This is a genomic window from Sphingomonas sp. OK281 (assembly GCF_900115295.1).
Taxonomy (GTDB): domain Bacteria; phylum Pseudomonadota; class Alphaproteobacteria; order Sphingomonadales; family Sphingomonadaceae; genus Sphingomonas.
This window is the reverse complement of the sequence record NZ_FOVZ01000003.1, coordinates 222,710-244,352: the sequence shown is the minus strand read 5'-3', so window position 1 is coordinate 244,352 and position 21,643 is coordinate 222,710. Positions and strand designations below refer to the sequence as shown.

Here is a 21,643-nt window from a genome sequence, read left to right as displayed (position 1 = left end):
CTCTGCGGCAAAACAATATTCCGATTGTCCTACATCAACCGTTCGACGTATGTTCCAAACATGACGTCCCCATTCGCTCCCCAAACCCGCCCGCTAACGCCCCCATCTCCCCTTGAGGAAATGCTGCGCCAGCGTCTGCACTTCCTATACTTCACTCCAGTTTCGGCCGCGTAAAATGGCTGAGTTCGCCATCATCGCCGTCCTGGCGCTAGCCGCCGGCATCCTCCTCGGCTGGCTCCTGGCCTCCCGCCGAGCCGCCACCCTAGCCAGCGAACTTGCCGTCGCGCAGACCAAGGTCGCCGACGCCGACCTCATCCGCACCGCGCGCGACGCCGTCGAGCGCGAACGCAACGCCGCGATGCAGGACCTCGCTACCCTCCGCGCGCAGAACGCCGAGCGCGCCACCGACACTGACCGCCTGCGCCTCGACCTCGCCACGATCCGCACCGACCGCGACGCCGCCCGCACCGAAATCGCCACGATCAAGGCGCAGGGCGAGGCGTTCGAAGCGCGCCTGCTCGAACTCCGCGAGGCGAAGGACGTCATGGCCGCGCAGTTCGGCGATGTCGCCAACAAGCTGCTCAGCGACGCGCAGAAGACCTTCCTCGAACGCGCCGACGCCCGCTTCCGCCAGTCCGAGGAATCCGCCGGCCTCAACCTGAAATCGATGCTCCAACCGGTAAGCGACCGTCTGCAACGCTACGAGGAAGGCGTCGCCAAGGTCGAAGCCGAGCGCCGCGACGCGTTCGGCGACCTCAAGGGCCAGATCGAACAGATGCGCCTCGGCCAGGAAAAGGTCTCCAACGAAGCCGCCAAACTCGTCAATTCCTTACGCAACGCCCCCAAGTCCCGCGGCCGCTGGGGTGAGCAGCAGTTGAAGAACGTTCTCGAAACCTGCGGCCTCAGCGAACATACCGACTTCCAGACCGAAGTCTCGGTCGCGGTAGGCGACGACGGCGCCCGCCTCCGCCCCGACGCGATCATCCGCGTCCCCGGCGGCCGCGCACTGGTGATCGACGCAAAGGTCTCGCTTAATGCGTATCAGGACGCATTCGGCGCGGTCGACGACGCCGAACGGCTGATCGGCCTCGCTGCCCACGCGGCCTCGATGCGCGCGCACGTCAACGGCCTCGGCAACAAGGCCTATTGGAGCCAGTTCGCTGACACACCCGACTACGTCATCATGTTCGTCCCTGGCGAACATTTCCTCTCCGCCGCGCTCGAACACGACCCGACACTCTGGGATTTCGCCTTCGAAAAGCGCGTGCTGCTGGCCACGCCGACGAACCTGATCGCCATCGCTCGCACGGTCGCGGCGGTCTGGCGCCAGGAAAAACTGGCCAACGAAGCACGCAAGATCGGCGAACTCGGCAAGGAGATGCATGATCGCCTCGCCAAGGTCGCGGACGACCTGCGCAAGGTCGGCGTCGGTCTCAACAGCGCGGTGAAGAACTTCAACGGCTTTACCAACTCGTTCAACGGCCGCCTGATGGTAACCGGTCGCAAGTTTCGCGACCTGAACATCGAGACCGGCGCGCGGGATCTTGAAGACGTGTCCTCGGTCGACGCGCTAGCGCTAGGCGAGGGGCCCGCGCTGATCGAGAAGCCGGAAAACGTCGAAGGCTGACCCTGCTTCCACACCACCCCGGCGAAGGCCGGGGTCCAATTGGGGGACGCGAATAATGGGCGCTGCGATCCGTTACTCTAGCTTTCCCAACTGGGCCCCGGCCTCCGCCGGGGTGGTAGGGAGTGGTGTTCTCCCGAAAAAAGAAACCGATCGGTACAAAATTCGTTCACCTCCCGGCAACCTTTCCCGACCCTGCGCATTAACCGGATAACACCCCCAAGAGTCACCCGGTCATGAAACACCTAGTCCCCATTCTCTGCGCCCTCATCCCGTTCGCAGCCATGATCGGCGCCTGCGTAACCTGCCCCTGACACCCGTCGCAAAAGCACAAAAGAAAAGGCCCGCCCGGATCGCTCCGGGCGGGCCTTTTCAGTATCGGCTAGAAGGGAAGCGAAGGGATCAACCCTGCGCCTCTTCCTCCTGGTCGCGAGGAGCTTCGGCGGTCGCGCCGGGCTCTGCGTTCGGATCGTAATCCTCGACGAAGCCAGCCTCGTCGCGCTCGAACATCGACGACATCACGTCGACGCCCGAAGCCTGCATCTCGGCCTCTTCAGGCGAGCGGGCGACGTTGACCTTGACGGCCACCGACACCTCGGGGTGCAGCGATACCTTGACGGTGTAGACACCGATCGCCTTGATCGGCTTGTCGAGCACGATCGCCGACTTGCCGACCTTGTGACCATCGGCCACCAGCGCATCGACCAGATCGCGAACCGCGACCGAACCGTAGAGCTGACCGGTGTTCGACGCCTGACGGATCAGGGTCACGGTTGCGTCGTTGAAGGTCTTCGCTTCGGTCTCGGCATCGCTGCGACGCGATGCGTTGTCCGATTCGATCTTCGCACGGTTCGACTCGAACACCTTGCGGTTGGCTTCGTTCGAACGAAGCGCCTTCTTGTTGGGAAGCAGGAAGTTACGTGCGTAACCGTCCTTGACCTTCACCACGTCGCCGATAGCACCAAGCTTTTCGACGCGCTCAAGCAGAATGACGTCCATGTGGGCGCTCCTTACTTAACGATGTAGGGCAGCAAGCCCAGATGACGCGCACGCTTGATGGCCTGGGCCAGTTCGCGCTGCTTCTTTGCGGCCACCGAAGTGATACGCGACGGGACGATCTTGCCACGCTCGGACACGAAGCCCTGCAGCAACCGGACGTCCTTATAGTCGATCCGGGGAGCGTCTTTGGCGGAGAACGGGCAGCTCTTGCGGCGGCGGAAGAATGGACGTGCCATGATTATTCAGCTCCCTCTTCGCGGTCACGACGGGGACCACGGTCCGGACGATCGCCACGATCGGGACGGCCCTCACGGCCACCTTCACGGTCGCCACGACGCTCGCGGTCACGATCCTGCTTGCGCATCATCACGGTCGGGCCCTCTTCGAGGGTGTCGACCTTGACCGTCATGTAACGGATGATGTCTTCGTTGATCTGGGTCTGGCGCTCCAGCTCTGCGATCACGCTGCCCGGGGCATCGATCTCGAGCATGACATAGTGCGCCTTGCGGTTCTTGGCGATCTTGTACGCCAGCGAACGCAGGCCCCAGTTCTCGGTCTTTACGACCCGACCTTCGTTGTCGTTCACGATCTTGGTGGCGATTTCCGCCAGTGCGTCCACCTGCGCTTGTGCCAGATCCTGGCGCGCAAGGAACACGTGCTCGTAAAGAGCCATGTCTTGTCCTTCGTCTTGGCCGATCGCTGATACACGCCCCATGCGTGCACCCCTCCGGCTGTCGTCTAGAATGCAAACAGGGGCGAGAGACGCGAATCTCTCACCCCGGTTGCAGAGGGCCTTACCCGTTTATCGGGGAAAGGCAAGGTAATGGTAGATGTTACTGGAACGCGCCGCCACGAACCTGGACCACGTTGCCGCGACCGTTGATCAGCAGTGCGTCGTTGCCCGAGCGGACCCACTGGCTGCCACGCGGCGGAGCGGCGAGGCGATAGTTGCGGTACGTCGTGATGACCCGGTAGTTCTGGGCCTGGCGACGATCGAAGCGCTGGCCAGCGCGCCAGTTGCGATACTGCGGCGTGCGGACAACGGTGCGCTTGGTGACGACGGTGCGGCCGTTGTCGTTGTGGCGCACGGTGGTGACTTCGCGACGCTGCTGCGCTTCGGCAGGCGCGGCGGCGAGCAGCGGGCTGGCGACGAGCGTGGCGGCAAGCGCGCTGAGGATGAACTTCTTCATGATAATCTCCCGTTTGAAACACGGCGCCGTTGCTGCGGCGTCGTCCATAATCTGGGAGCCGATTGTCGCAGGCGATTGTCGCAAGGTCGGCGAAATGGTCGCATATTGTCGCAAGGCCGCGGGGTTCGTTCAGGTTGCAACTCGACGCGCACCTTTATAGGCCCCGCGCTCAAACGAAGACCCAACACAGAGGAGAGGCCATGCGCGCGTTCATCTTCCCCGGCCAGGGGAGCCAGTCTGTCGGCATGGGCAAGGCGCTCGCCGACGCCAGTGCCACCGCCCGCGAGGTCTTCGCCGAAGTCGACGAGGCGCTCGGCCAGCACCTGTTCCGCCTGATGAGCGAAGGGCCGGCGGACGACCTCCTCCTCACCGAGAACGCGCAGCCTGCGATCATGGCGAACGCGATCGCGACCTTGCGCGTCGCCGAGAAGGAAGGCGGCATCCGCCTCGCCGACAAGGCCGACTACGTCGCCGGCCACAGCCTCGGCGAATACACCGCCTTGTGCGCCGCCGGTGCGCTCGACCTGTCGACCACCGCCCGCCTCCTGAAACTCCGCGGCCGCGCGATGCAGGCGGCGGTACCGGTAGGCGAGGGCGCGATGGCAGCGTTGCTCGGCACCGACCTCGAAAAGGCGCAGCTGATCGCCGGAGCCGCAGTCGACGCGATCCTCGCGGAAGGCGGCCCCGAACTGATCTGCACCGTCGCCAACGACAATGATCCGTCGCAGGTCGTCATCTCCGGCCACCGCCTCGCCATCGAAAAGGCGATCGCACTTGCCAAGGACCTCGGCGCCAAGCGTGCGGTGCTACTCCCCGTATCCGCCCCTTTCCACTGCCCGCTGATGCAGCCCGCCGCCGAAGCCATGGAAGCCGCCCTCCTGGATGCCGACCTCCGCGCGCCCCTCGTTCCCGTCTTCGCCAACGTAGATGCCACCGCAGTCGCCGACCCAGGCGCAATCCGTCACCTGCTGGTGCAACAGGTAACCGGCATGGTCCGCTGGCGCGAGTCGGTGTTGGCGATGCACGCTGCGGGCGTCGGGCACTTCGTCGAATTCGGAGGCAAGGTGCTCAGCCCGATGGTCAAGCGCATCACCCCCGACGTTGAGACCGCCAGCGTCATCACGATGGACGACATCGAGGAACTCGTGAAGAAGATGTGATCACGCGGAGACGCGGAGCCGCGGAGAGAAGATTTGAGAGAAATCGATCAGATCAGTGGCGATGTGCTCGATCTCTCACTTCGCATCCATCGCGAGCTAGGTCCGGGTCTCCTTGAAAGCGTCTACGAACTGGTCTTGGCGGGTAAGCTTGCCAGTCTGGGTTACCACGTGGCGCGGCAGCGACCGGTAGACATCGAGTTTGACGGCATGCGCTTCGAAGCGGCCTTCAGAATCGATCTACTCGTCGACGAACGCCTTCTGGTCGAAATCAAATCGGTAGAGCAACTGAACGCCGCGCACGGCAAACAACTGCTGACCTACCTACGCCTAACTCACCAGCCCGTAGGGCTGCTGATCAACTTCGGTGGCGCAACGCTGAAAGAGGGAGTGCGACGGATCGTAAACGACCATCGCCCCTCCGCGGCTCCGCGTCTCCGCGTGAACAACCTTCTTGGAGACTGACCAAAATGTTCGACCTCACAGGCATGACCGCCCTCGTCACCGGGGCATCCGGCGGGATCGGGTCCGAGATCGCCAAGGCCCTCGCCGCACAAGGCGCGCGCCTGGCCGTATCCGGCTCAAACGCCGACAAGCTCGAAGCCTTCCGCGCCAGCCTCGGTGGCGACCATGTGGCGCTCCCGTGCAACCTCTCCGACGCCGCCGCAGTCGACGCTCTCGTCTCGCAAGCCGTCGAAGCACTCGGCGGCAAGCTCGACATCCTCGTCAACAACGCCGGCGTCACCCGCGACAATCTCGCGATGCGGATGAAGGACGACGAGTGGGACAGCGTCATCCGCGTCAATCTCGAAGCCGCGTTCCGCCTCATGCGCGCCGCTGCCAAGCCGATGATGAAGGCAAGGTTCGGCCGGATGATCTCGGTCACCTCGATCGTCGGCGTCACCGGCAACCCCGGCCAGGCCAATTACGCCGCATCGAAGGCCGGCCTGATCGGCATGTCGAAATCGATGGCGCAGGAGCTCGCCAGCCGCGGCATCACCGTCAATTGCGTCGCGCCCGGTTTCATCACCTCGCCGATGACCGACGCGCTGCCCGACGCGCAGAAGACCGCGCTCACCGCAAAGATTCCGGCCGGTCGGCTTGGCGAAGGCGCAGACATCGGCGCGGCGATCGTGTACCTCGCCAGCCGTGAAGCCGGGTACGTCACGGGACAAACCGTGCACGTGAACGGCGGGATGGCGATGATCTGAACTTGCGCGCTGAACTACCGCGTTCTAGGTGCGTTCAGGAAATACCGAAAACCCCCAGATTTGAAGAGGGAACTACCATGAGCGAGACAGCTGACCGCGTGAAGAAGATCGTCGTCGAGCATCTCGGCGTCGAAGCCGACAAGGTGACCGAGGACGCGAGCTTCATCGACGACCTGGGCGCAGACAGCCTCGACATCGTCGAACTCGTCATGGCGTTCGAGGAAGAATTCGGTGTCGAGATCCCCGATGATGCCGCCGAGAAGATTGCGACCGTCAAGGACGCCATCACTTACATCGACGAGCACAAGGCCTGATCAGGGTCTAGGGTTCAAAACTTTGGACCTGCCCTGAAGGGTGTGATTTGAGCGGCTCCCCGTCCTTGGGCAAAGAGGGCGGGGAGCCGTTTCGTTTTGAGAGCAGACGGAGTTTGAAGCCATGCGGCGTGTCGTCGTAACCGGGCTAGGCCTGGTCACCCCCTTGGGGGCGGATGTTGAAACGGCCTGGGCGAATATCCTCGCCGGCAAGTCGGGCGCGGGGCCGATCACGCGCTTCGACGCGTCGGATCAGGTGTGCCGCATCGCCTGCGAGGTGAAGCCGGCCGACCACGAATATGGCTTCGATCCTGGCAAGCGCGTCGATCACAAGGTCCAGCGTCAGGTCGATCCGTTCATCATCTACGGCATCGATGCGGCTGGCCAGGCCTTGGAAGACGCTGGTCTCACCGAAATGACGCTCGAAGAGAGCTGGCGTGCCGGCGTCTCGATCGGCTCGGGCATTGGCGGCCTGCCGGGTATCGAGAGCGAATCGATCGTCCTCCACACCAAGGGCCCGCGCCGCGTCTCGCCGCACTTCGTCCATGGCCGGCTGATCAACCTGATCTCGGGTCAGGTCTCGATCAAATACGGTCTGCGCGGTCCGAATCACGCGGTCGTCACCGCCTGTTCGACCGGCGCGCACGCCATTGGCGATGCAGCGCGGATGATCGCGATGGACGACGCCGACGTGATGCTCGCGGGCGGCGCGGAGGGTACGGTCTGCCCACTCGGCATCGCCGGGTTCGCACAGGCCCGCGCGTTGTCGACCAACTTCAACGATTCGCCAGAAAAGGCCTCGCGTCCGTATGACAAGGACCGCGACGGCTTCGTGATGGGTGAGGGCGCCGGCGTGCTGGTGCTCGAGGAATACGAGCATGCCAAGGCACGCGGCGCGAAGATGTATGCCGAGGTGATCGGCTACGGCCTGTCAGGCGACGCATACCATGTGACGGCGCCGCATCCGGAAGGCGACGGTGCGTTCCGCTCGATGCAGATGGCGATCAAGAAGTCGGGCCTCAAGCTCGAGGACATCGACTACATCAACGCACACGGCACCTCGACGCCGCTCGGTGACGAGCTCGAGCTCGGAGCTGTGCGCCGTCTGTTCGGCGATGCGATCTCGGGTCTGTCGATGTCGTCGACCAAGTCGGCGATCGGCCATCTGCTTGGCGGTGCCGGCGCGGTCGAGAGCATCTTCTGCATCCTCGCGCTGCGCGACCAGATCGTCCCGCCGACGCTGAACCTCGACAATCCGAGCGACAGCTGCGTGGGGGTCGACCTTGTCCCGCATGTCGCCAAGAAGCGTGAAGTACGCGCGGTGCTGAACAACTCGTTCGGCTTCGGCGGCACCAACGCGTCGCTGGTTATGACGAAGGTCCGATAATAGCTTGTTCCCCCGCGGAGGCGGGGGCCTAGACTGGGTCCCCGCCTTCGCGGGGATCCAAGGAGTACCAATGCGCAAGGTTGGCTGTTTCGGATTGATCATCGGCCTGGTGGCAGTCGTAGCGCTGTTCCTGGTCGTACAAGGCTGGGGCGGGGCAGGCCCAGCGGCCCGCACGCTGACCATACAGATCGGCGAAGGCAGCACGCTGGCTGGCGCTGCCACCGAACTCGAAAAGGCCGGTGCGATCCCCTCGGCCCGCCGTTTCCGCCTCTACGCCCGCGTGTTCGGCTCGGGCGACCCGATCAAGGCCGGCGAATACCGCATCGCGCCACACACCAGCCAGTCCGACATCCTGAAACTGATGCAGGGCGGCAAGGTCGTCCAGCGCCTCGTCGTCGTCCCCGAAGGCTATCCTTCTGTCCTCGTCCACGACGCGCTGGCGAGGGCGGACGGCCTGACCGGCACCGTGCCCGTTCCGGCTGAAGGCTCAATTCTCCCCGACAGCTACGCCTTCCAGGCCGGCGACACCCGCGCCTCGGTCGTCACGCGGATGCAGGCGGCGATGAAGACCTACCTCGCCACCGCCTGGGCGGCGCGCAAGCCCGGTATCGCGGTGACGACGCCCGAACAGGCGATCATCCTCGCCTCGATCGTCGAGAAGGAGACCGGCAAGCCCTCCGAACGCCGCACCGTCGCCGCGGTCTACGCCAACCGTCTTCGCAACGGTATGCCGCTCCAGGCCGACCCGACCGTGATCTACCCGATCACCAAGGGGCGTCCGCTGGGCCGCCGTATCCTGCGGTCGGAACTGCATGCGAGGAATGGCTACAACACCTATGCCGAAGCCGGCCTACCGGTCGGTCCGATCGCCAACCCGGGCCGCGCCTCGATCGACGCGGTGCTCGACCCGACACAGACCCAGGCGCTGTACTTCGTAGCAGACGGCACCGGCGGCCACGTGTTCGCGAACACGCTGGCCGAACACAACGCCAACGTGAAGAAATGGTACGCCATCCGCAAAGCCCGCGGCGAGATGTAATCCTCCCCGGAACGGGGAGGGGGACCATCCGCAGGATGGTGGAGGGGGCTTACCGCGAGCGTACCAGCAGTGGCGACTACGGCAGGCGGTACGCTCGTGGCGCTCCCCCTCCACCCCGCCGCTACGCGTCGCGGTCCCCCTCCCCGTGCCGGGGAGGAGTTACCCCCGCAGCGCGTTAGCCGCGCGCGCCTTGATCTCGATTTCGGCCATCGTCCCGCCGGTCACCCAGCTCCCGCCAACACAGAGCACCGGCTTGAACGCCAGCCACTCGGGCGCGCTGGCTTCGGTGATCCCGCCCGTCGGGCAGAAGCTGCACTGATAGAACGGGGCGGCCAGAGCCTTGAGCGCCTTCAACCCGCCATTCGCTTCGGCCGGAAAGAACTTGAAGTGCGTCAGGCCCAGGTCGAGTCCGGTCATGATATCCGCCGCATTGGCGATTCCGGGCAGGAACGGAATACCGCTCTCGATGATCGGCATGGCGAGGCGTTCGGTCAGCCCCGGCGACACGATGAACTCGGCGCCCGCATCGCGGACCTGCGCGAACTGCTGCGTGTTGACGACGGTGCCTGCGCCAACGATCGCGCCCGGCACCTTCTTCATCTCGGCGATCGCCTCCAGCGCGGCGCCGGTGCGTAACGTCACCTCGAGCACGCGCAGGCCGCCGGCAACGAGAGCCTCGGCGAGCGGTCGTGCGAGCGCGGCGTCCTCGATCACCAGTACCGGGATGACGGCGCTGGTCTGCATGATGTCTGCGATAGTTGCGGTCATTGGGTGTGTTCCTGTGCGAAGGCGGCCGCGGCGCCGAACAGGCCGGGCTGGGGATGGGTGATGAGCTTGACGGGCATTGCCGCCATCATCGTCTGGAAACGGCCCTTGGCGACGAAGCGCTGGTCGAAGCCCGAGCGGATCAGGCGATCCTTGATCCGGAAGCCGAGGCCGCCCGCGATCACGACCGCCTTCGCGCCCTGTGCAAGCGCGAGATCGCCCGCGACCGCGCCGAGCGCGAGGCAGAACCGGTCGAGCGCGGCGAGCGCGATCGAATCCGTGCCGTCGATCGCCTCGGTCCAGATCGTCTTGTCGTCGTGGCTCGGCACCGCGCGGCCCTCCAGTGCAGCAAGCGTCTCGTAGATCGCAACGATGCCGGGGCCAGCAACGACGCGCTCGGCCGAAACGCGCGTGAAGGTCTTCCGCAGGCGTTTGAGCAAAGCATCCTCGATCCCGTCGAGCGGAGCAAAGTCCATGTGGCCGCCCTCGGTTTCGAGGACCTGGTAACCGTCCTTGCGTCGCAGCAGCTGCGCGACGCCGAGCCCGGTGCCGGGTCCGCAGATCGTTGTGATGCCCTCGGACGGCAGCGGCGTATCCGGCCCGCAAAGGTGGATGAAGTCGCTGCTCGGCACCTGTGCGACGGCATGGCCGACCGCGCCGAAATCGTTGACGACCACCCATTGGTCCGCCTTCAGCCGCTCGGTGATCAGCGATTTGCGGATGATCCACGGATTGTTAGTCAGCCGGATCACGTCGTTCGCGACCGGCGACGCGACCGCGATCGCCAGCGCGCGGGGGAGAGGTCGGCCGAGCCCGGCCTCGAATGCCTGGTACGCGGTCTGGAGCGACGCGTGATCCGCGGTCTTGAGCGTCGCCGGCTCGCCGAGCGACACGACGCGCCCGTTCTCGACCTCGGCGATCGCGAAGCGGGCGTGCGTTCCGCCGATATCTGCCGCTACGATTTCCATGTCGTCCTCCGTCCGATTTTTATTATTACCACCACCGCCGTCATCCCGGCGAAAGCTGGGATCTCAAGCCGCATCGTCCGTCCCTGTGGAGCGAGGTCCCGGCTTTCGCCGGGATGACGGGGGTGTGGCTGCGGCGACGGCGGCGTGTGCGACTTTTTAAAGCCCAGCCCCCGCCAGCATCGCCGACGCGCCCTTCTCGGCCTCGTCGGCAAGCCCGCGGAACATGCCGAACAACTCGCGGCCCATGCCACTGACCGGCGGCGGTATCGCGACTATCTTGCGCGTCGCCCACACATCTGCGTCGACCAGTGCCTCGAGCGTACCGTTGACCGCGTCCACCCGGATCATGTCGCCATCGCGGATCAACCCGATCGCACCGTCGAGGAGCGCTTCGGGCGAGCAATGGATCGCGCACGGCACTTTCCCGCTCGCCCCCGACATCCGCCCATCGGTGACCAGCGCAACCTTGAACCCACGATTCTGCAACACCCCCAAGGGCGGCGTCAGCTTGTGCAGTTCAGGCATCCCGTTCGCGCGCGGCCCCTGGAAGCGGACGACGACGACGACGTCCTTCTCCAGCTCGCCGCGCTTGAACGCCTCGATCACGTCGAGCTGGTCGTCGAACACCATCGCGGGCGCCTCGACGATCCAGCGCTCGCGCTCGACCGCCGACACCTTGATGCACGCGCGGCCGATATTGCCCGCGAGGATCCGCATGCCGCCATCCGGCGAGAACGGTGCGGTTGCTGGACGGAGGATCGTCTCGTCGCCGCTATCCGGCGTATCGCGCCAGCCGAGCGTATCGCCCTCGACGACCGCAGTCTTCGCGTAGGCCGACAGGTCGTCGCCACCGATCGTCATGATGTCGCCGTGCAGCAGGCCTTCGCCGAGCAGTTCGCGGATCACATAGGGCATGCCCCCGGCCGCCTCGAACGCGTTCACGTCCGCCGAACCGTTGGGATAGACGCGCGCGATCAGCGGGACCGCGCAGGAGAGGCGGTCGAAATCCTCCCAGTCGATGATGATCCCCGCCGCGCGAGCGATCGCTGGCACGTGGAGCAGATGGTTGGTCGAGCCGCCGGTCGCGAGCAAGCCGACCGCGGCGTTCACAATCGCCTTCTCGTCGACGCAATGCCCGAGCGGCCGGTACGAATCGCCGCGCGCGCCGATCTTCGCCAGCCGGTGCACCGCCGCCCGCGTCAGTTCCTGGCGCAGCTTGGTGCCCGGATTGACGAACGCCGCACCCGGCATGTGGAGGCCCATCACCTCCATCATCATCTGGTTGGTGTTGGCGGTGCCGTAGAAGGTGCACGTGCCCTTCGAATGATACGCACCGATTTCGGCTTCGAGCAGCTCGTCGCGCCCGACCAGCCCTTCCGCGAACTTCTCGCGGACCGCCGCCTTGGCCTTGTTCGGCAAGCCGGTCGGCATCGGCCCGCCGGGGATCAGCACCATCGGCAGGTGCCCGAAGCGCAGCGCGCCCATCAGCAGGCCGGGTACGATCTTGTCGCAGATGCCGAGCAGCGCGGCGCCCTCGAACGTCCCGTGCGATAGGGCGATCGCGGTGCTCAGCGCGATCGTATCGCGGCTGAACAGCGATAGCTCCATGCCTGGATAGCCCTGCGTCACGCCGTCGCACATCGCCGGCACGCCGCCAGCGACCTGCGCCGTCGCACCCGCTTCGCGCGCCCAGATCTTCATCAGTTCGGGGTAGCGATAATAGACTGCGTGAGCCGACAGCATGTCGTTGTACGCGGTAACGATGCCGATGTTCATGCCGGCATCGGCCTTCATCGCGTCGCGATCTTCCTCGGTCCCGGCATAGGCGTGCGCGAGGTTCGCACAGCCCAGACCCGGACGTCGGACCTGTGCCGCCGCCTCGCGCTCGATCAGCGCGAGGTAGGCGGCGCGGCTGTCGCGCGAGCGTTCGATGATCCGGTCGGTCACCGCGGAGACGACGGCGTTGAGCATCGTCACGGCGCCCAGTGCACGTCGACCGGGAGCTCGACCTCGGCGAGCACGCGGCCGATCGGGTAGGACGACGACGGTCCCTGTTCGATCGCCTGCTCGAGCACTTTCTTCTTCGCGGCGCCGGTGATCATGATCATCAGCGCCTTCGACGAAGCGATCGCCGCCGCCGACAGCGTCACGCGCGCCAGCGGCGCCTCGGGCGGCAGTGGATCCGGCATCACGCCGAGCGCACGACGCTCCTTGGGACCGCTCAGCGCCTCGTCGTAATCGGGGCCGGGGAAGATCGACGCGGTATGCCCGTCGCCACCCATGCCGAGCAGACAGAAGTCAAGCGGCCAGTGCAGGTCCTGCATCAGAGCATCCGCCGAGCGACCGGCCGCCTTGTAGTCGGACATCGCCTCGGGGACGATCGGCTTCACGCGCGCACCCTTGGGCAGGAAGATCTTCGCCAGCGCGGTTACGTTGGACAGCGGATCGCCGAGCTTCACGATCCGCTCGTCGCCGGGGATGATCGTGACCTTCTTCCAGTCGAGCTTCGCCTGGGCGAGCTTCTCATACGCGGCCATCGGCGTCTTGCCGCCCGCCAGCGCGATTACCGCCGAGCCGCGCGCGTCGAGCGCACTCTCGATGACGAACTGGATATCGCCCGCGACTGCGTTGGCGAGCTCGTCGGAATCCTCGTAATCCCACCATTCGATTTCGGTCATTCGATCTTTCCTTGAAAACCTTTGGGAGGGGTATCCCTCCCCGAAAACTCAGTCGTCCTGCCAGGTCACGCCGTCGCGCTCGGTCAGCGCGATCGCGGCCGATGGACCCCAGCTACCCGACGCATAGCTCTTGGGCTTCATCGCGTTGGCCTTCCAGCCCTCGCGGATCGCGTCGATCCAAGTCCATTGCGCCTCGACCTCGTCACGCCGCACGAACAGAGTCTGGTCGCCCTCGATCAGGTCGAGCAGCAGCCGCTCATAGGCGATCCGTCGACGCGAGCCCGCGAACTCGGCATCCATGCTCAGGTTCAGCGGCACTTCGCGGAGGCGGACGCCCTCGCGGTCGAGCCCCGGCTCCTTCGCCATCACCAGCAGCTGGATATATTCCTCGGGCTGGAGGCGGATGATCAGCATGTTGGGCTGCAACAGCCCGCCACGCCCCGCGAACATCGAGTGCGGGACCGCCTTGAACTGGATCGCGATCTCGCTGCGGCGCGTCGCCATGCGCTTGCCGGTGCGAAGGTAGAACGGCACGCCCTGCCAGCGCCAGTTGTCGACATGCGCCTTGATCGCGACGAACGTCTCGGTGGTCGATGGTTGGCCGAGTTCGTCCGAGTAGCTCTTGACGAACTTACCCTTCACCGCGCCTTCGCCGTACTGGCCGGTGACGGTAACGTGCGGCACTTCCTCAGGCTTGATCAGCCGCAAAGACCGGAAAACCTTAGACTTCTCGTCGCGGACATCGGTGCCCTCGAAACGCGCGGGCGGCTCCATCGCGATCAGCGCGAGCAGCTGGAGCATGTGGTTGGCCACCATGTCGCGCAGCGCTCCGGCGGTCTCGTAATAGCCTGCGCGCTCTTCGAGCCCGACCGTCTCCGAGATCGTGATCTGGACGTTGTCGATGCCTTGCGCGTTCCACACCGGCTCGAAGAACGAGTTGCCGAAGCGCAGCGCAAGGATGTTCTGGACGGTTTCCTTGCCGAGGTAATGATCGATCCGGTAGGTCCGATCTTCCGGGAAAGCCTTCGCGACCGCATCGTTGATCTCGCGGCTCGTTTCCAGATCGTAGCCGAGTGGCTTCTCGAGCCCAACGCGCACGGTTTCACCTGCTAGCCCGACCTTGTGCAACCCTTCGATCGCGGCTTCGAACAGCGATGGCGCGGTCGACAGATAGATCGCCAGACCGCCGGAGATATCGCCGATCTTGTCCGCCAGCGGCTGGAAGCTCGCCGGATCGGACAGGTCGGTCGGCTGGTAGAAGATCCGGTCGAGGAACGTCCCGATCGCGCTTTCGTCCTTGCGATCCTCGGGCAGGAACTCGTCGAGCGCCTTCTTGGCGAACTTGCGGTAATCCTTGTCGTCATGCTCGTGACGCGCGGCACCGGTGATCGTCAGTTCCTCGGGCAGCAGGCCGTCGGCGTGCAGGCCATAAAGCGACGGCAGCAGCATGCGCTGTGCGAGATCGCCGGTCGCGCCGAACAGGAGCAGCTTGGCTACGGGATTACGGTGCATGAAAGCTCCTGGATTTGCCGATGGGCCGGGCGAAGAACGCCGGTCCTAGAAAACGAGGCCGGCTACGGGATCGACCCCGGCCATGATGTTGAGGTTCTGGACCGCAGCACCGCCGGCGCCCTTGCCCAGATTGTCGAGCGTTGCGACCAGCCGTGCATGGCCGACCGCGTCGTTGCCGCAGACCCGCAGCGTCAGCCGATCGGTGCCTGCGTTCTCCTCGATATCAACCGAGCCGATATCGCCGGGAGCAACCGAGACGAGCTTCGAGCCATCGAACGCAGCGCGCAGTACGTCTTCGATCGCCGCAAGCGTGGGGCGGCCGGGCAGGGCGTGGAGGTGCAACGGCACTTCGACGACCATGCCGCGATAGGTGTTCGCCACCGCAGGCGCGAAGATAGGCGCGTGCGTGAGGCCCGCATGCTGAGTCATCTCTGCGATATGCTTGTGCGCGAGGCCTAGCGCGTAGGCGCGGAAGGCCGTCGCCGGCTCGCCATTTTCGAACGCCGCGATCATCGCCTTGCCACCGCCCGAGTAACCAGAGGTCGCGTTGACACTCAGCGGGAGGTCGGCGGGGATGAGACCGGCCGCGACCAGAGGTGCGATAAGCGCGAGGAAACCGGTGGGGTAGCAGCCGGGGTTCGACACGCGCATCGCGGTCGCGACCTTATCCGCTTGGCCCGGCAACTCAGGGAAGCCGTAGGTCCAGCCGGCAGCGACGCGGTGTGCGCTGGATGCGTCGATCACGCGGGTGCGCGCATTGTCGATCAGCGTGACGGCTTCGCGCGACGCTTCGTCCGGCAGGCAGAGGATGACGAAATCGGCATCGTTCAGCGCCTCGCGCCGTGCCGCCGGATCCTTGCGACGATTCTCAGGCAACAGCGCCAGCGTGATGTCGGTCCGCCCGGCGAGCCGTTCGCGGATCTCGAGGCCGGTGGTGCCGACCGCGCCATCGATGAAGACCGTGGTCATGCCGCGTCCGTCGTCGAAAGATCGAGCGCAGCGGCCTCGACATAGCCGACCAGCCCGCTCGGGCGCGCAACGCCCCACGCCGAAACACCGGCAATTTCCAGCACTTCGAAACTGTCGCCAGGGTTGAGGTCGACCATCGTATCGCTCGCTTCGTCTCGTCCGCTGCGCAACAAAGCTGTGCGCGCGACGGGCCGTATCATCGGCACGGCATAGTGTGGAGCGAATACGTATTCGGCGAGGCGAATGTCGGCGATATCGCGGCGAACCGCGTGGGTCCGCGGGTCGAGGTCGACCGACCGGCCCGTCAGCGAAAAGCTCGCGCGAGCCTGGTCGTCGAACGGCTCAAGCGTGAGCGGCTGCGCGCCCGTTGGAACCAGCAGGGGCGGGGCCGTCGCCGATGAATTGCCCGAACTCTTCAAGAAAATCTGCCCCTTCGGTCGTGCGCGCGACGAAGATGTTGCGCTTGTCGCTATCATCGCGTTGCCGGCGCAGATAGCCGAGGGCACCCAATCTGTTCAAGGCGCGCGTGACGACCGGCTTCGATACGTTCAGCGCACGCGCCAAGCCGCGCACCGTGTGCGGTCCCGGTTTAAGATAAACGAGCAGAAGAAGTGCCATCTGACGATTGGTCAGATCGGGTTCACCCGAGCGGACGTAATCCACCAGAGCGGTCATCCAGGTCGATAAGGTATTGGCTGCCATTGATGCCACAGCGTTGATCCGCCATCTGAATTTATAAACACGATGCCCAGTCATGGGCGTCGTTACGGGTTCACAACGCCGCCCGGACGTCATGTTTCCGTAGTTTTGCGATTGGCTTGCGATATGCGGAGCCCGCGTTGCGGTTGATCGAAACCGCGACGTCGCCTATGTGCGCGCCTTCGCAAAAGTTCCGGGGTTTTCCGCGCAATGTTCGCCTTTCTGCTCGTCATCCACGCGATCATCGCGGCCGCCCTCGTCACGGTGATCCTCATGCAGCGCTCGGAAGGCGGCGGTCTGGGCATGGGCGGCAGTCCGTCGGGCCTGATGTCGGCACGCGGCGCGGCCGATTTCCTGACCCGCGCGACCGGCGTCCTCGCGACGATGTTCGTGCTGTTCTCGATCTTGCTTGCGGTCCTCGCGGCGAATCACCGGACGACCACGATCGATACGTCGCTTGCCCGCACGCCGGCGGCGGCGACTTCCGTTCCGACTGCGCAGCCCAAGGGTGATGCGGCTCCGTTCGCTGGCGGTGCCGAGAATGCCGGCGTTCCCGCTGGCACTGCCACGCCCGCCGACAATTCCGCGGTCCCGCTCGCCCGCTAAATACTCCATTCGCCGATAAAAGGCCCTGCGTGATCCGCGGGGCTCTTGTCGTTCGTCCCCAACACACGCTACGAGACTCTTCCCATGGCTCGGTACATTTTCATCACCGGGGGCGTGGTTTCGTCGCTCGGTAAAGGTCTCATGGCGGCATCGCTTGCCGCTCTCCTCCAGGCACGCGGGTATACCGTCAGGATTCGGAAGTTCGATCCGTATCTTAACGTCGATCCCGGCACGATGTCGCCGTATCAGCACGGCGAGGTCTACGTGACCGACGACGGGGCCGAGACCGACCTCGATCTCGGCCATTACGAGCGCTTCACCGGCGTTCCCTCTCGCCAGTCGGACAACGTCACGTCGGGACGCATCTACCAGCAGATCATCACGCGTGAGCGTCGCGGCGATTATCTCGGCGCGACCGTGCAGGTCATCCCGCACGTCACCGACGCGATCAAGGCGTTCGCGCGCGCCGAGACCGACGGCATCGATTTCATCCTCTGCGAGATCGGCGGCACCGTCGGCGATATCGAATCGCTCCCGTTCATCGAGGCGATTCGCCAGCTCAAGAACGAGGAAGGTCGTGGCAACGCGATCAGCATCCACGTGACCCTGGTGCCGTACATCGCCGCCGCCGGCGAGCTGAAGACCAAGCCGACCCAGCATTCGGTCCGCGAACTCGCCGCCTTGGGCGTGCAGCCCGACGTGCTCGTTTGTCGCTGCGAACATCCGCTGCCGCCGTCGGAGCGCGCCAAGATCGCGCTGTTCTGCAACGTTCCCGCCAGCGCGGTCATTCCCGCGCTCGACGCGAAGAGCATCTACGCGGTGCCGCTCCAGTATCACGGCGAAGGCCTCGACATCGAAGTGCTGCGCGCGTTCGGGATCGAACCCGCCGAGGCGCCCGACCTGTCGCGCTGGACCGAGATCATGGATCGGCTGACCAATCCGCAAGGCGAAGTCACGATCGGCGTGGTCGGCAAATATGTCGGGCTCCAGGATGCATACAAGTCGCTCAATGAAGCGCTGGTCCATGGCGGCATCGCGAATCGTGTGAAGGTCAACGTCCGCTGGATCGATGCCGAGCTGTTCGAGAACGCCGAAAGCGACATCGCCGGCCAGCTAGAGCCGTGCGACGCGATCCTCGTCCCCGGCGCGTTCGGCGAGCGCGGCGCGGAGGGTAAGATCGCCTCCGTGAAGTTCGCTCGAGAACGGAAGATCCCGTATTTCGGTATCTGCTTCGGGATGCAGATGGCCTGCGTCGAGGGCGCACGCGATCTCGCCGGCATCCCCAATGCGTCGTCGACCGAGTTCGGCCCGACCGACGAGCCGGTGGTCGGCATGATCACCGAATGGATGGGCCGCGAAGGCCTCGAGACGCGTGCGGCGGAAGGCGACATGGGCGGCACGATGCGGCTCGGCGCCTATGACGCGAAGCTCACCGGCAACAGCGTCGTCGCTTCGATCTATGGCGGCACCGAAATCTCGGAGCGTCATCGTCACCGCTACGAGGTCAACACGGGGTACAAGGAAGCGCTCGAACAGGGCGGCCTCGTCTTCTCCGGCATGTCCCCCGACGGCACGCTCCCCGAGATCGTCGAGCGCCCCGATCACCCCTGGTTCGTTGGCGTCCAGTTCCACCCGGAACTGAAGTCCAAGCCGTTCGACCCGCATCCCCTGTTCGCGAGCTTCATCGAAGCCGCGGTCAAGCAGAGCCGACTGGTCTGAACCGAAACTCGCCAACGGAAGACAGAACAAGCCGATCTCGGATAGCTTATACCTCCCCGGCGAAAGCCGGGGATGGGCCACTGTTCGAATAGACAGGGGCCGCGACGGCTGGGTTGACGGCATCGACTCACTACCTGCGAACCATCCGACCGCACCAACAAGCGCGTCTTTCTCTGCCCCAAGACATGCCTGCATTGAACATCCCCTGAATTAATAGACTTTGCGCGGCAAGGTTCAGGGGAAAATATCCATGTCGCTAACGCTTGCGCTGCTGCTGGCCGGTCAGGTCGCTACCGTTTCCACGCCGTCAGACCAGTCGACCGCTCCGCAAACGCCTGCCGCTCAACCGACCGGCGAGCAGGCAAGTGGTCGCTTGGGTAACCAGCAGCAAGGAGGCGGCGGCGATATTGTCGTCACCGCCCGACGCCGCGCCGAGACGGTGCAGACGGTACCTATCGCCATGTCCGTCATCGGTGGCACCGCGCTTGCCGAGACCGGCGCGTACAATGTCAGCCGCCTGACGCAGCTCCAGCCGACGCTGCAATTCTACTCGACCAACCCGCGCAATTCCGCCGCCAATATCCGCGGCCTGGGTGCACCGTTCGGCCTGACCAACGACGGGATCGAGCAGGGCGTCGGCATCTATGTTGACCAAGTCTATTACAGCAGGATCGCCTCGGCGACGTTCGACTTCACCGATACCGAGCGGATCGAGGTTCTTCGCGGGCCCCAGGGCACGCTCTACGGCAAGAACACCACAGCCGGCGCGATCAACATAACGACTCGCAAGCCCAGCTTTACGCCCGAGGCGCGGATCGAACTCACCACCGGCAACTATCAGTTCATCCAGGCCAAGGCGTCGGTGTCGGGCCCGCTGATCCCCGACAAGCTCGCGATCCGGCTGTCCGCGTCGGTGACCGAGCGTGACGGCACTATCCACAACGTCGTGACCGGCAAGAACCTCAACGCTCAGGATAACAAGAGCGTCCGCGGACAGCTCTACTGGAAGCCGACCGATACGCTCGATCTCGCCTTGTCGGGCGACTACGGCCAGCAGAACCCAAATTGCTGCGTGCAATATTATGCGCGAACCGGCGCGACACAGCGGCCGCTTACCCGGCAATATGCCGCACTCGCCGCCGCGCAGGGTTATGTCGTGCCGTCGACCAACGCGTTCGACCGGTTGACCGACGTGGATACGCCGTTGCGCGCGAAGCAGGAACTCGGCGGGGTGTCGCTGCTCGGCAATCTGGATCTTGGCGCGTCGACGATCACGTCGGTCAGCGCGTGGCGGTTCTGGAACTGGGATCCGTCGAACGATCGCGATTTCATCGGCCTGCCGATCACTACCGTCTCCGCCAATCCGTCGCAGCAGACGCAGTATAGCCAGGAACTGCGGATCGCCTCGAACGGCAAGCACACGCTCGATTACGTGCTGGGTGCGTTCTATTTCTACCAAACGATCGATACCCAAGGACTTCAGGTTCAGGGTCCGGCGGCGAGCGCATTCCTGCTCAACCCGACGAGCGCGGGCGGCAAGAATCCGGCGACGCTGAACGGTCTGACATCGCGCAACACGATTGGCTTCACCAACACCAGCGCGGCGCTGTTCGGCAAGCTGACCTGGAACGTCGGCGACCGGTTCCAGATCGCGCCCGGCCTGCGGCTCAACTACGACAAGAAGAAGGGCGACTATGTCTCGGTCGTCACCAACGGCACCGGCACCGGCACCGCGCTGACCGCCGACCAGCGCGGGGTGCTCGCCCCGCAGAGCTACCAGCCCGATTTCGACAACTGGAACCTGTCGGGTGACATCACGGCGGCCTACACCGTGACCTCCGACATTCACGCCTATGCGACCTACGCGCGCAGCTACAAGTCGGGCGGGATCAACCTGTCGGGCCTGCCGCTGGATGGCAGCAACAACCCGATCCTGTCGGCCGCGACGGTGAAGCCCGAGAAGGTCAACCATTTCGAGCTTGGCCTGAAGACGCAGTTCCTGGATCGCCGGCTAACGCTCAATCTTGCGGGGTTCTGGACCGAGATCAGCGATTACCAGGCGACCGTCACCAACGGACAGCTTGGCGTGTTGCGCGGCTATCTCGCCAACGCGGGCAAGGTGCGGACCCGCGGACTCGAATTCGACTCGGCGTTTCGCCCCACCGACCGGTTCAGCGTCTACGCGAACGGGGCCTTCACCGACGCTAAATACGTGAAGTTCGTCGATGCCCCGTGCCCGCCCGAACTGTCCGGCGGTACTACCGCCGATGCGACGCATCCTGCGAGTCCGGCTGGTCAGGCGGGAACTTCAACGACACCTTCGTATAGCCCGGCCAACTGTGACATCTCTGGTCAGCGTTTGCCCGGCGTGTCGAAATGGGCGTTCTCCTACGGCGCCGAATACGACCTTCCGGCAACGATCGGCGGTCTCGATGGCCAGGTATATCTCGGCTATGACGGCAGCTACCGATCGACCTTCTCGTCCAATCCGTCGCGGTCGCTCTACACCGACATCAAGGGCTATGCGCTCAGCAACTTCCGCCTGGGTTTCAAGGCGAAGGACAGCTGGAACGTGTTCGGCTGGCTGCGTAACGCGTTCGACCGCAATTATTACGAAGTGCTCGCGCTCCAGTCCGGCAGCACCGGCCTTGTCGTCGGACAGCCCGGCGATCCGCGTACCTACGGGCTGACCGTATCGCGATCGTTCTGATCGTCAGGCGCCTGTCGTCACGACGGGTTCATGTTGGGCGCGATAAGTCTTGAATACGGTCCGGAGGGGCGTCGCAGTCGGAAGCTTCCGACGTCCCGC

Annotated in this window: 22 protein-coding genes; 10 read left to right on the top strand and 12 right to left on the bottom strand. The window is 64.8% G+C overall.

Features of this window, described 5'->3' with window-relative positions:
- Positions 1–175: 175 nt before the first annotated feature.
- The gene (rmuC, locus tag BM244_RS12670) at positions 176–1,627 is read left to right on the top strand and encodes a DNA recombination protein RmuC (RefSeq protein ID WP_093399294.1); all 1,452 of its coding nucleotides are present in this window, start codon (positions 176–178) and stop codon (positions 1,625–1,627) included.
- 399 nt (positions 1,628–2,026) lie between these two features.
- Here the strand turns inward: rmuC and rplI are convergent, their stop codons facing one another.
- From rplI to BM244_RS12650, 4 genes are all read right to left on the bottom strand, one after another.
- The gene (rplI, locus tag BM244_RS12665) at positions 2,027–2,623 is read right to left on the bottom strand and encodes a 50S ribosomal protein L9 (RefSeq protein WP_056050886.1); all 597 of its coding nucleotides are present in this window, start codon (positions 2,621–2,623) and stop codon (positions 2,027–2,029) included.
- Positions 2,624–2,634: 11 nt separating this feature from the next.
- Entirely contained in the window at positions 2,635–2,859 is a 225-nt protein-coding gene (gene rpsR / locus BM244_RS12660) for a 30S ribosomal protein S18 (protein WP_031393978.1), read from the bottom strand.
- 2 nt (positions 2,860–2,861) lie between these two features.
- Complete coding sequence (gene rpsF / locus BM244_RS12655; protein ID WP_056050884.1) at positions 2,862–3,296, bottom strand: 30S ribosomal protein S6; 435 nt, start codon at positions 3,294–3,296, stop codon at positions 2,862–2,864.
- Between the two features lie 160 nt (positions 3,297–3,456).
- Positions 3,457–3,813, bottom strand: coding sequence for an RcnB family protein (locus BM244_RS12650; RefSeq protein WP_093399562.1), 357 nt, complete (start codon positions 3,811–3,813; stop codon positions 3,457–3,459).
- Between the two features lie 200 nt (positions 3,814–4,013).
- Here BM244_RS12650 and fabD point away from each other — a divergent pair, with 200 nt between their 5' ends.
- The 6 genes from fabD (at position 4,014) to mltG (ending at position 8,918) form a co-directional block, all read left to right on the top strand.
- Positions 4,014–4,973: an ACP S-malonyltransferase gene (fabD, locus tag BM244_RS12645; protein ID WP_093399293.1), complete on the top strand. Its 960-nt coding sequence runs from the start codon at positions 4,014–4,016 to the stop codon at positions 4,971–4,973.
- 33 nt (positions 4,974–5,006) lie between these two features.
- Complete coding sequence (locus BM244_RS12640) at positions 5,007–5,435, top strand: GxxExxY protein (protein ID WP_093399292.1); 429 nt, start codon at positions 5,007–5,009, stop codon at positions 5,433–5,435.
- Positions 5,436–5,440: 5 nt separating this feature from the next.
- A complete protein-coding gene (gene fabG, locus BM244_RS12635) occupies positions 5,441–6,181 on the top strand; it encodes a 3-oxoacyl-[acyl-carrier-protein] reductase (protein WP_093399291.1) in 741 nt (246 codons plus the stop codon).
- A 77-nt stretch (positions 6,182–6,258) separates the two neighbouring features.
- Positions 6,259–6,495, top strand: a complete 237-nt coding sequence (locus tag BM244_RS12630; RefSeq protein ID WP_031393971.1) for an acyl carrier protein — start codon at positions 6,259–6,261, stop codon at positions 6,493–6,495.
- Positions 6,496–6,616: 121 nt separating this feature from the next.
- Positions 6,617–7,879 (top strand): beta-ketoacyl-ACP synthase II, encoded by a 1,263-nt coding sequence (fabF, locus tag BM244_RS12625; protein WP_056050875.1) that lies wholly within the window; start codon positions 6,617–6,619, stop codon positions 7,877–7,879.
- Positions 7,880–7,949: 70 nt separating this feature from the next.
- Positions 7,950–8,918 carry an endolytic transglycosylase MltG gene (gene mltG, locus BM244_RS12620; protein WP_093399290.1) on the top strand — a complete coding sequence of 323 codons (969 nt, stop codon included), beginning with the start codon at positions 7,950–7,952 and terminating at the stop codon, positions 8,916–8,918.
- Between the two features lie 159 nt (positions 8,919–9,077).
- Here mltG and eda read toward each other — a convergent pair whose 3' ends face one another.
- From eda to BM244_RS12580, 8 genes are all read right to left on the bottom strand, one after another.
- Entirely contained in the window at positions 9,078–9,686 is a 609-nt protein-coding gene (gene eda, locus BM244_RS12615) for a bifunctional 4-hydroxy-2-oxoglutarate aldolase/2-dehydro-3-deoxy-phosphogluconate aldolase (RefSeq protein WP_093399289.1), read from the bottom strand.
- On the bottom strand, positions 9,683–10,651 hold the full coding sequence (glk, locus tag BM244_RS12610; RefSeq protein ID WP_093399288.1) for a glucokinase: 969 nt from the start codon (positions 10,649–10,651) through the stop codon (positions 9,683–9,685). The genes eda and glk overlap by 4 nt, the downstream gene beginning before the upstream one ends.
- Positions 10,652–10,807: 156 nt before the next feature.
- Positions 10,808–12,622: a phosphogluconate dehydratase gene (gene edd / locus BM244_RS12605; RefSeq protein WP_093399287.1), complete on the bottom strand. Its 1,815-nt coding sequence runs from the start codon at positions 12,620–12,622 to the stop codon at positions 10,808–10,810.
- 2 nt (positions 12,623–12,624) lie between these two features.
- Positions 12,625–13,329: a 6-phosphogluconolactonase gene (gene pgl / locus BM244_RS12600; RefSeq protein WP_093399286.1), complete on the bottom strand. Its 705-nt coding sequence runs from the start codon at positions 13,327–13,329 to the stop codon at positions 12,625–12,627.
- Between the two features lie 48 nt (positions 13,330–13,377).
- Positions 13,378–14,841 (bottom strand): glucose-6-phosphate dehydrogenase, encoded by a 1,464-nt coding sequence (zwf, locus tag BM244_RS12595; RefSeq protein WP_093399285.1) that lies wholly within the window; start codon positions 14,839–14,841, stop codon positions 13,378–13,380.
- A 45-nt stretch (positions 14,842–14,886) separates the two neighbouring features.
- On the bottom strand, positions 14,887–15,810 hold the full coding sequence (gene argC, locus BM244_RS12590) for an N-acetyl-gamma-glutamyl-phosphate reductase (protein WP_093399284.1): 924 nt from the start codon (positions 15,808–15,810) through the stop codon (positions 14,887–14,889).
- On the bottom strand, positions 15,807–16,229 hold the full coding sequence (locus BM244_RS12585) for an SH3 domain-containing protein (protein WP_254784430.1): 423 nt from the start codon (positions 16,227–16,229) through the stop codon (positions 15,807–15,809). The genes argC and BM244_RS12585 overlap by 4 nt, the downstream gene beginning before the upstream one ends.
- Positions 16,153–16,485 carry a MarR family transcriptional regulator gene (locus BM244_RS12580; protein ID WP_056050858.1) on the bottom strand — a complete coding sequence of 111 codons (333 nt, stop codon included), beginning with the start codon at positions 16,483–16,485 and terminating at the stop codon, positions 16,153–16,155. Before BM244_RS12580 ends, BM244_RS12585 begins: the two co-directional genes overlap by 77 nt.
- A 234-nt stretch (positions 16,486–16,719) precedes the next feature.
- Here BM244_RS12580 and secG point away from each other — a divergent pair, with 234 nt between their 5' ends.
- The 3 genes from secG to BM244_RS12565 all read left to right on the top strand — a co-directional run bounded on the left by secG (position 16,720) and on the right by BM244_RS12565 (position 21,544).
- Complete coding sequence (secG, locus tag BM244_RS12575) at positions 16,720–17,115, top strand: preprotein translocase subunit SecG (RefSeq protein WP_093399283.1); 396 nt, start codon at positions 16,720–16,722, stop codon at positions 17,113–17,115.
- An 84-nt stretch (positions 17,116–17,199) separates the two neighbouring features.
- Positions 17,200–18,834, top strand: coding sequence for a CTP synthase (locus tag BM244_RS12570; protein ID WP_093399282.1), 1,635 nt, complete (start codon positions 17,200–17,202; stop codon positions 18,832–18,834).
- Positions 18,835–19,084: 250 nt separating this feature from the next.
- Entirely contained in the window at positions 19,085–21,544 is a 2,460-nt protein-coding gene (locus tag BM244_RS12565) for a TonB-dependent receptor (RefSeq protein ID WP_093399281.1), read from the top strand.
- Positions 21,545–21,643 lie beyond the last annotated feature (99 nt).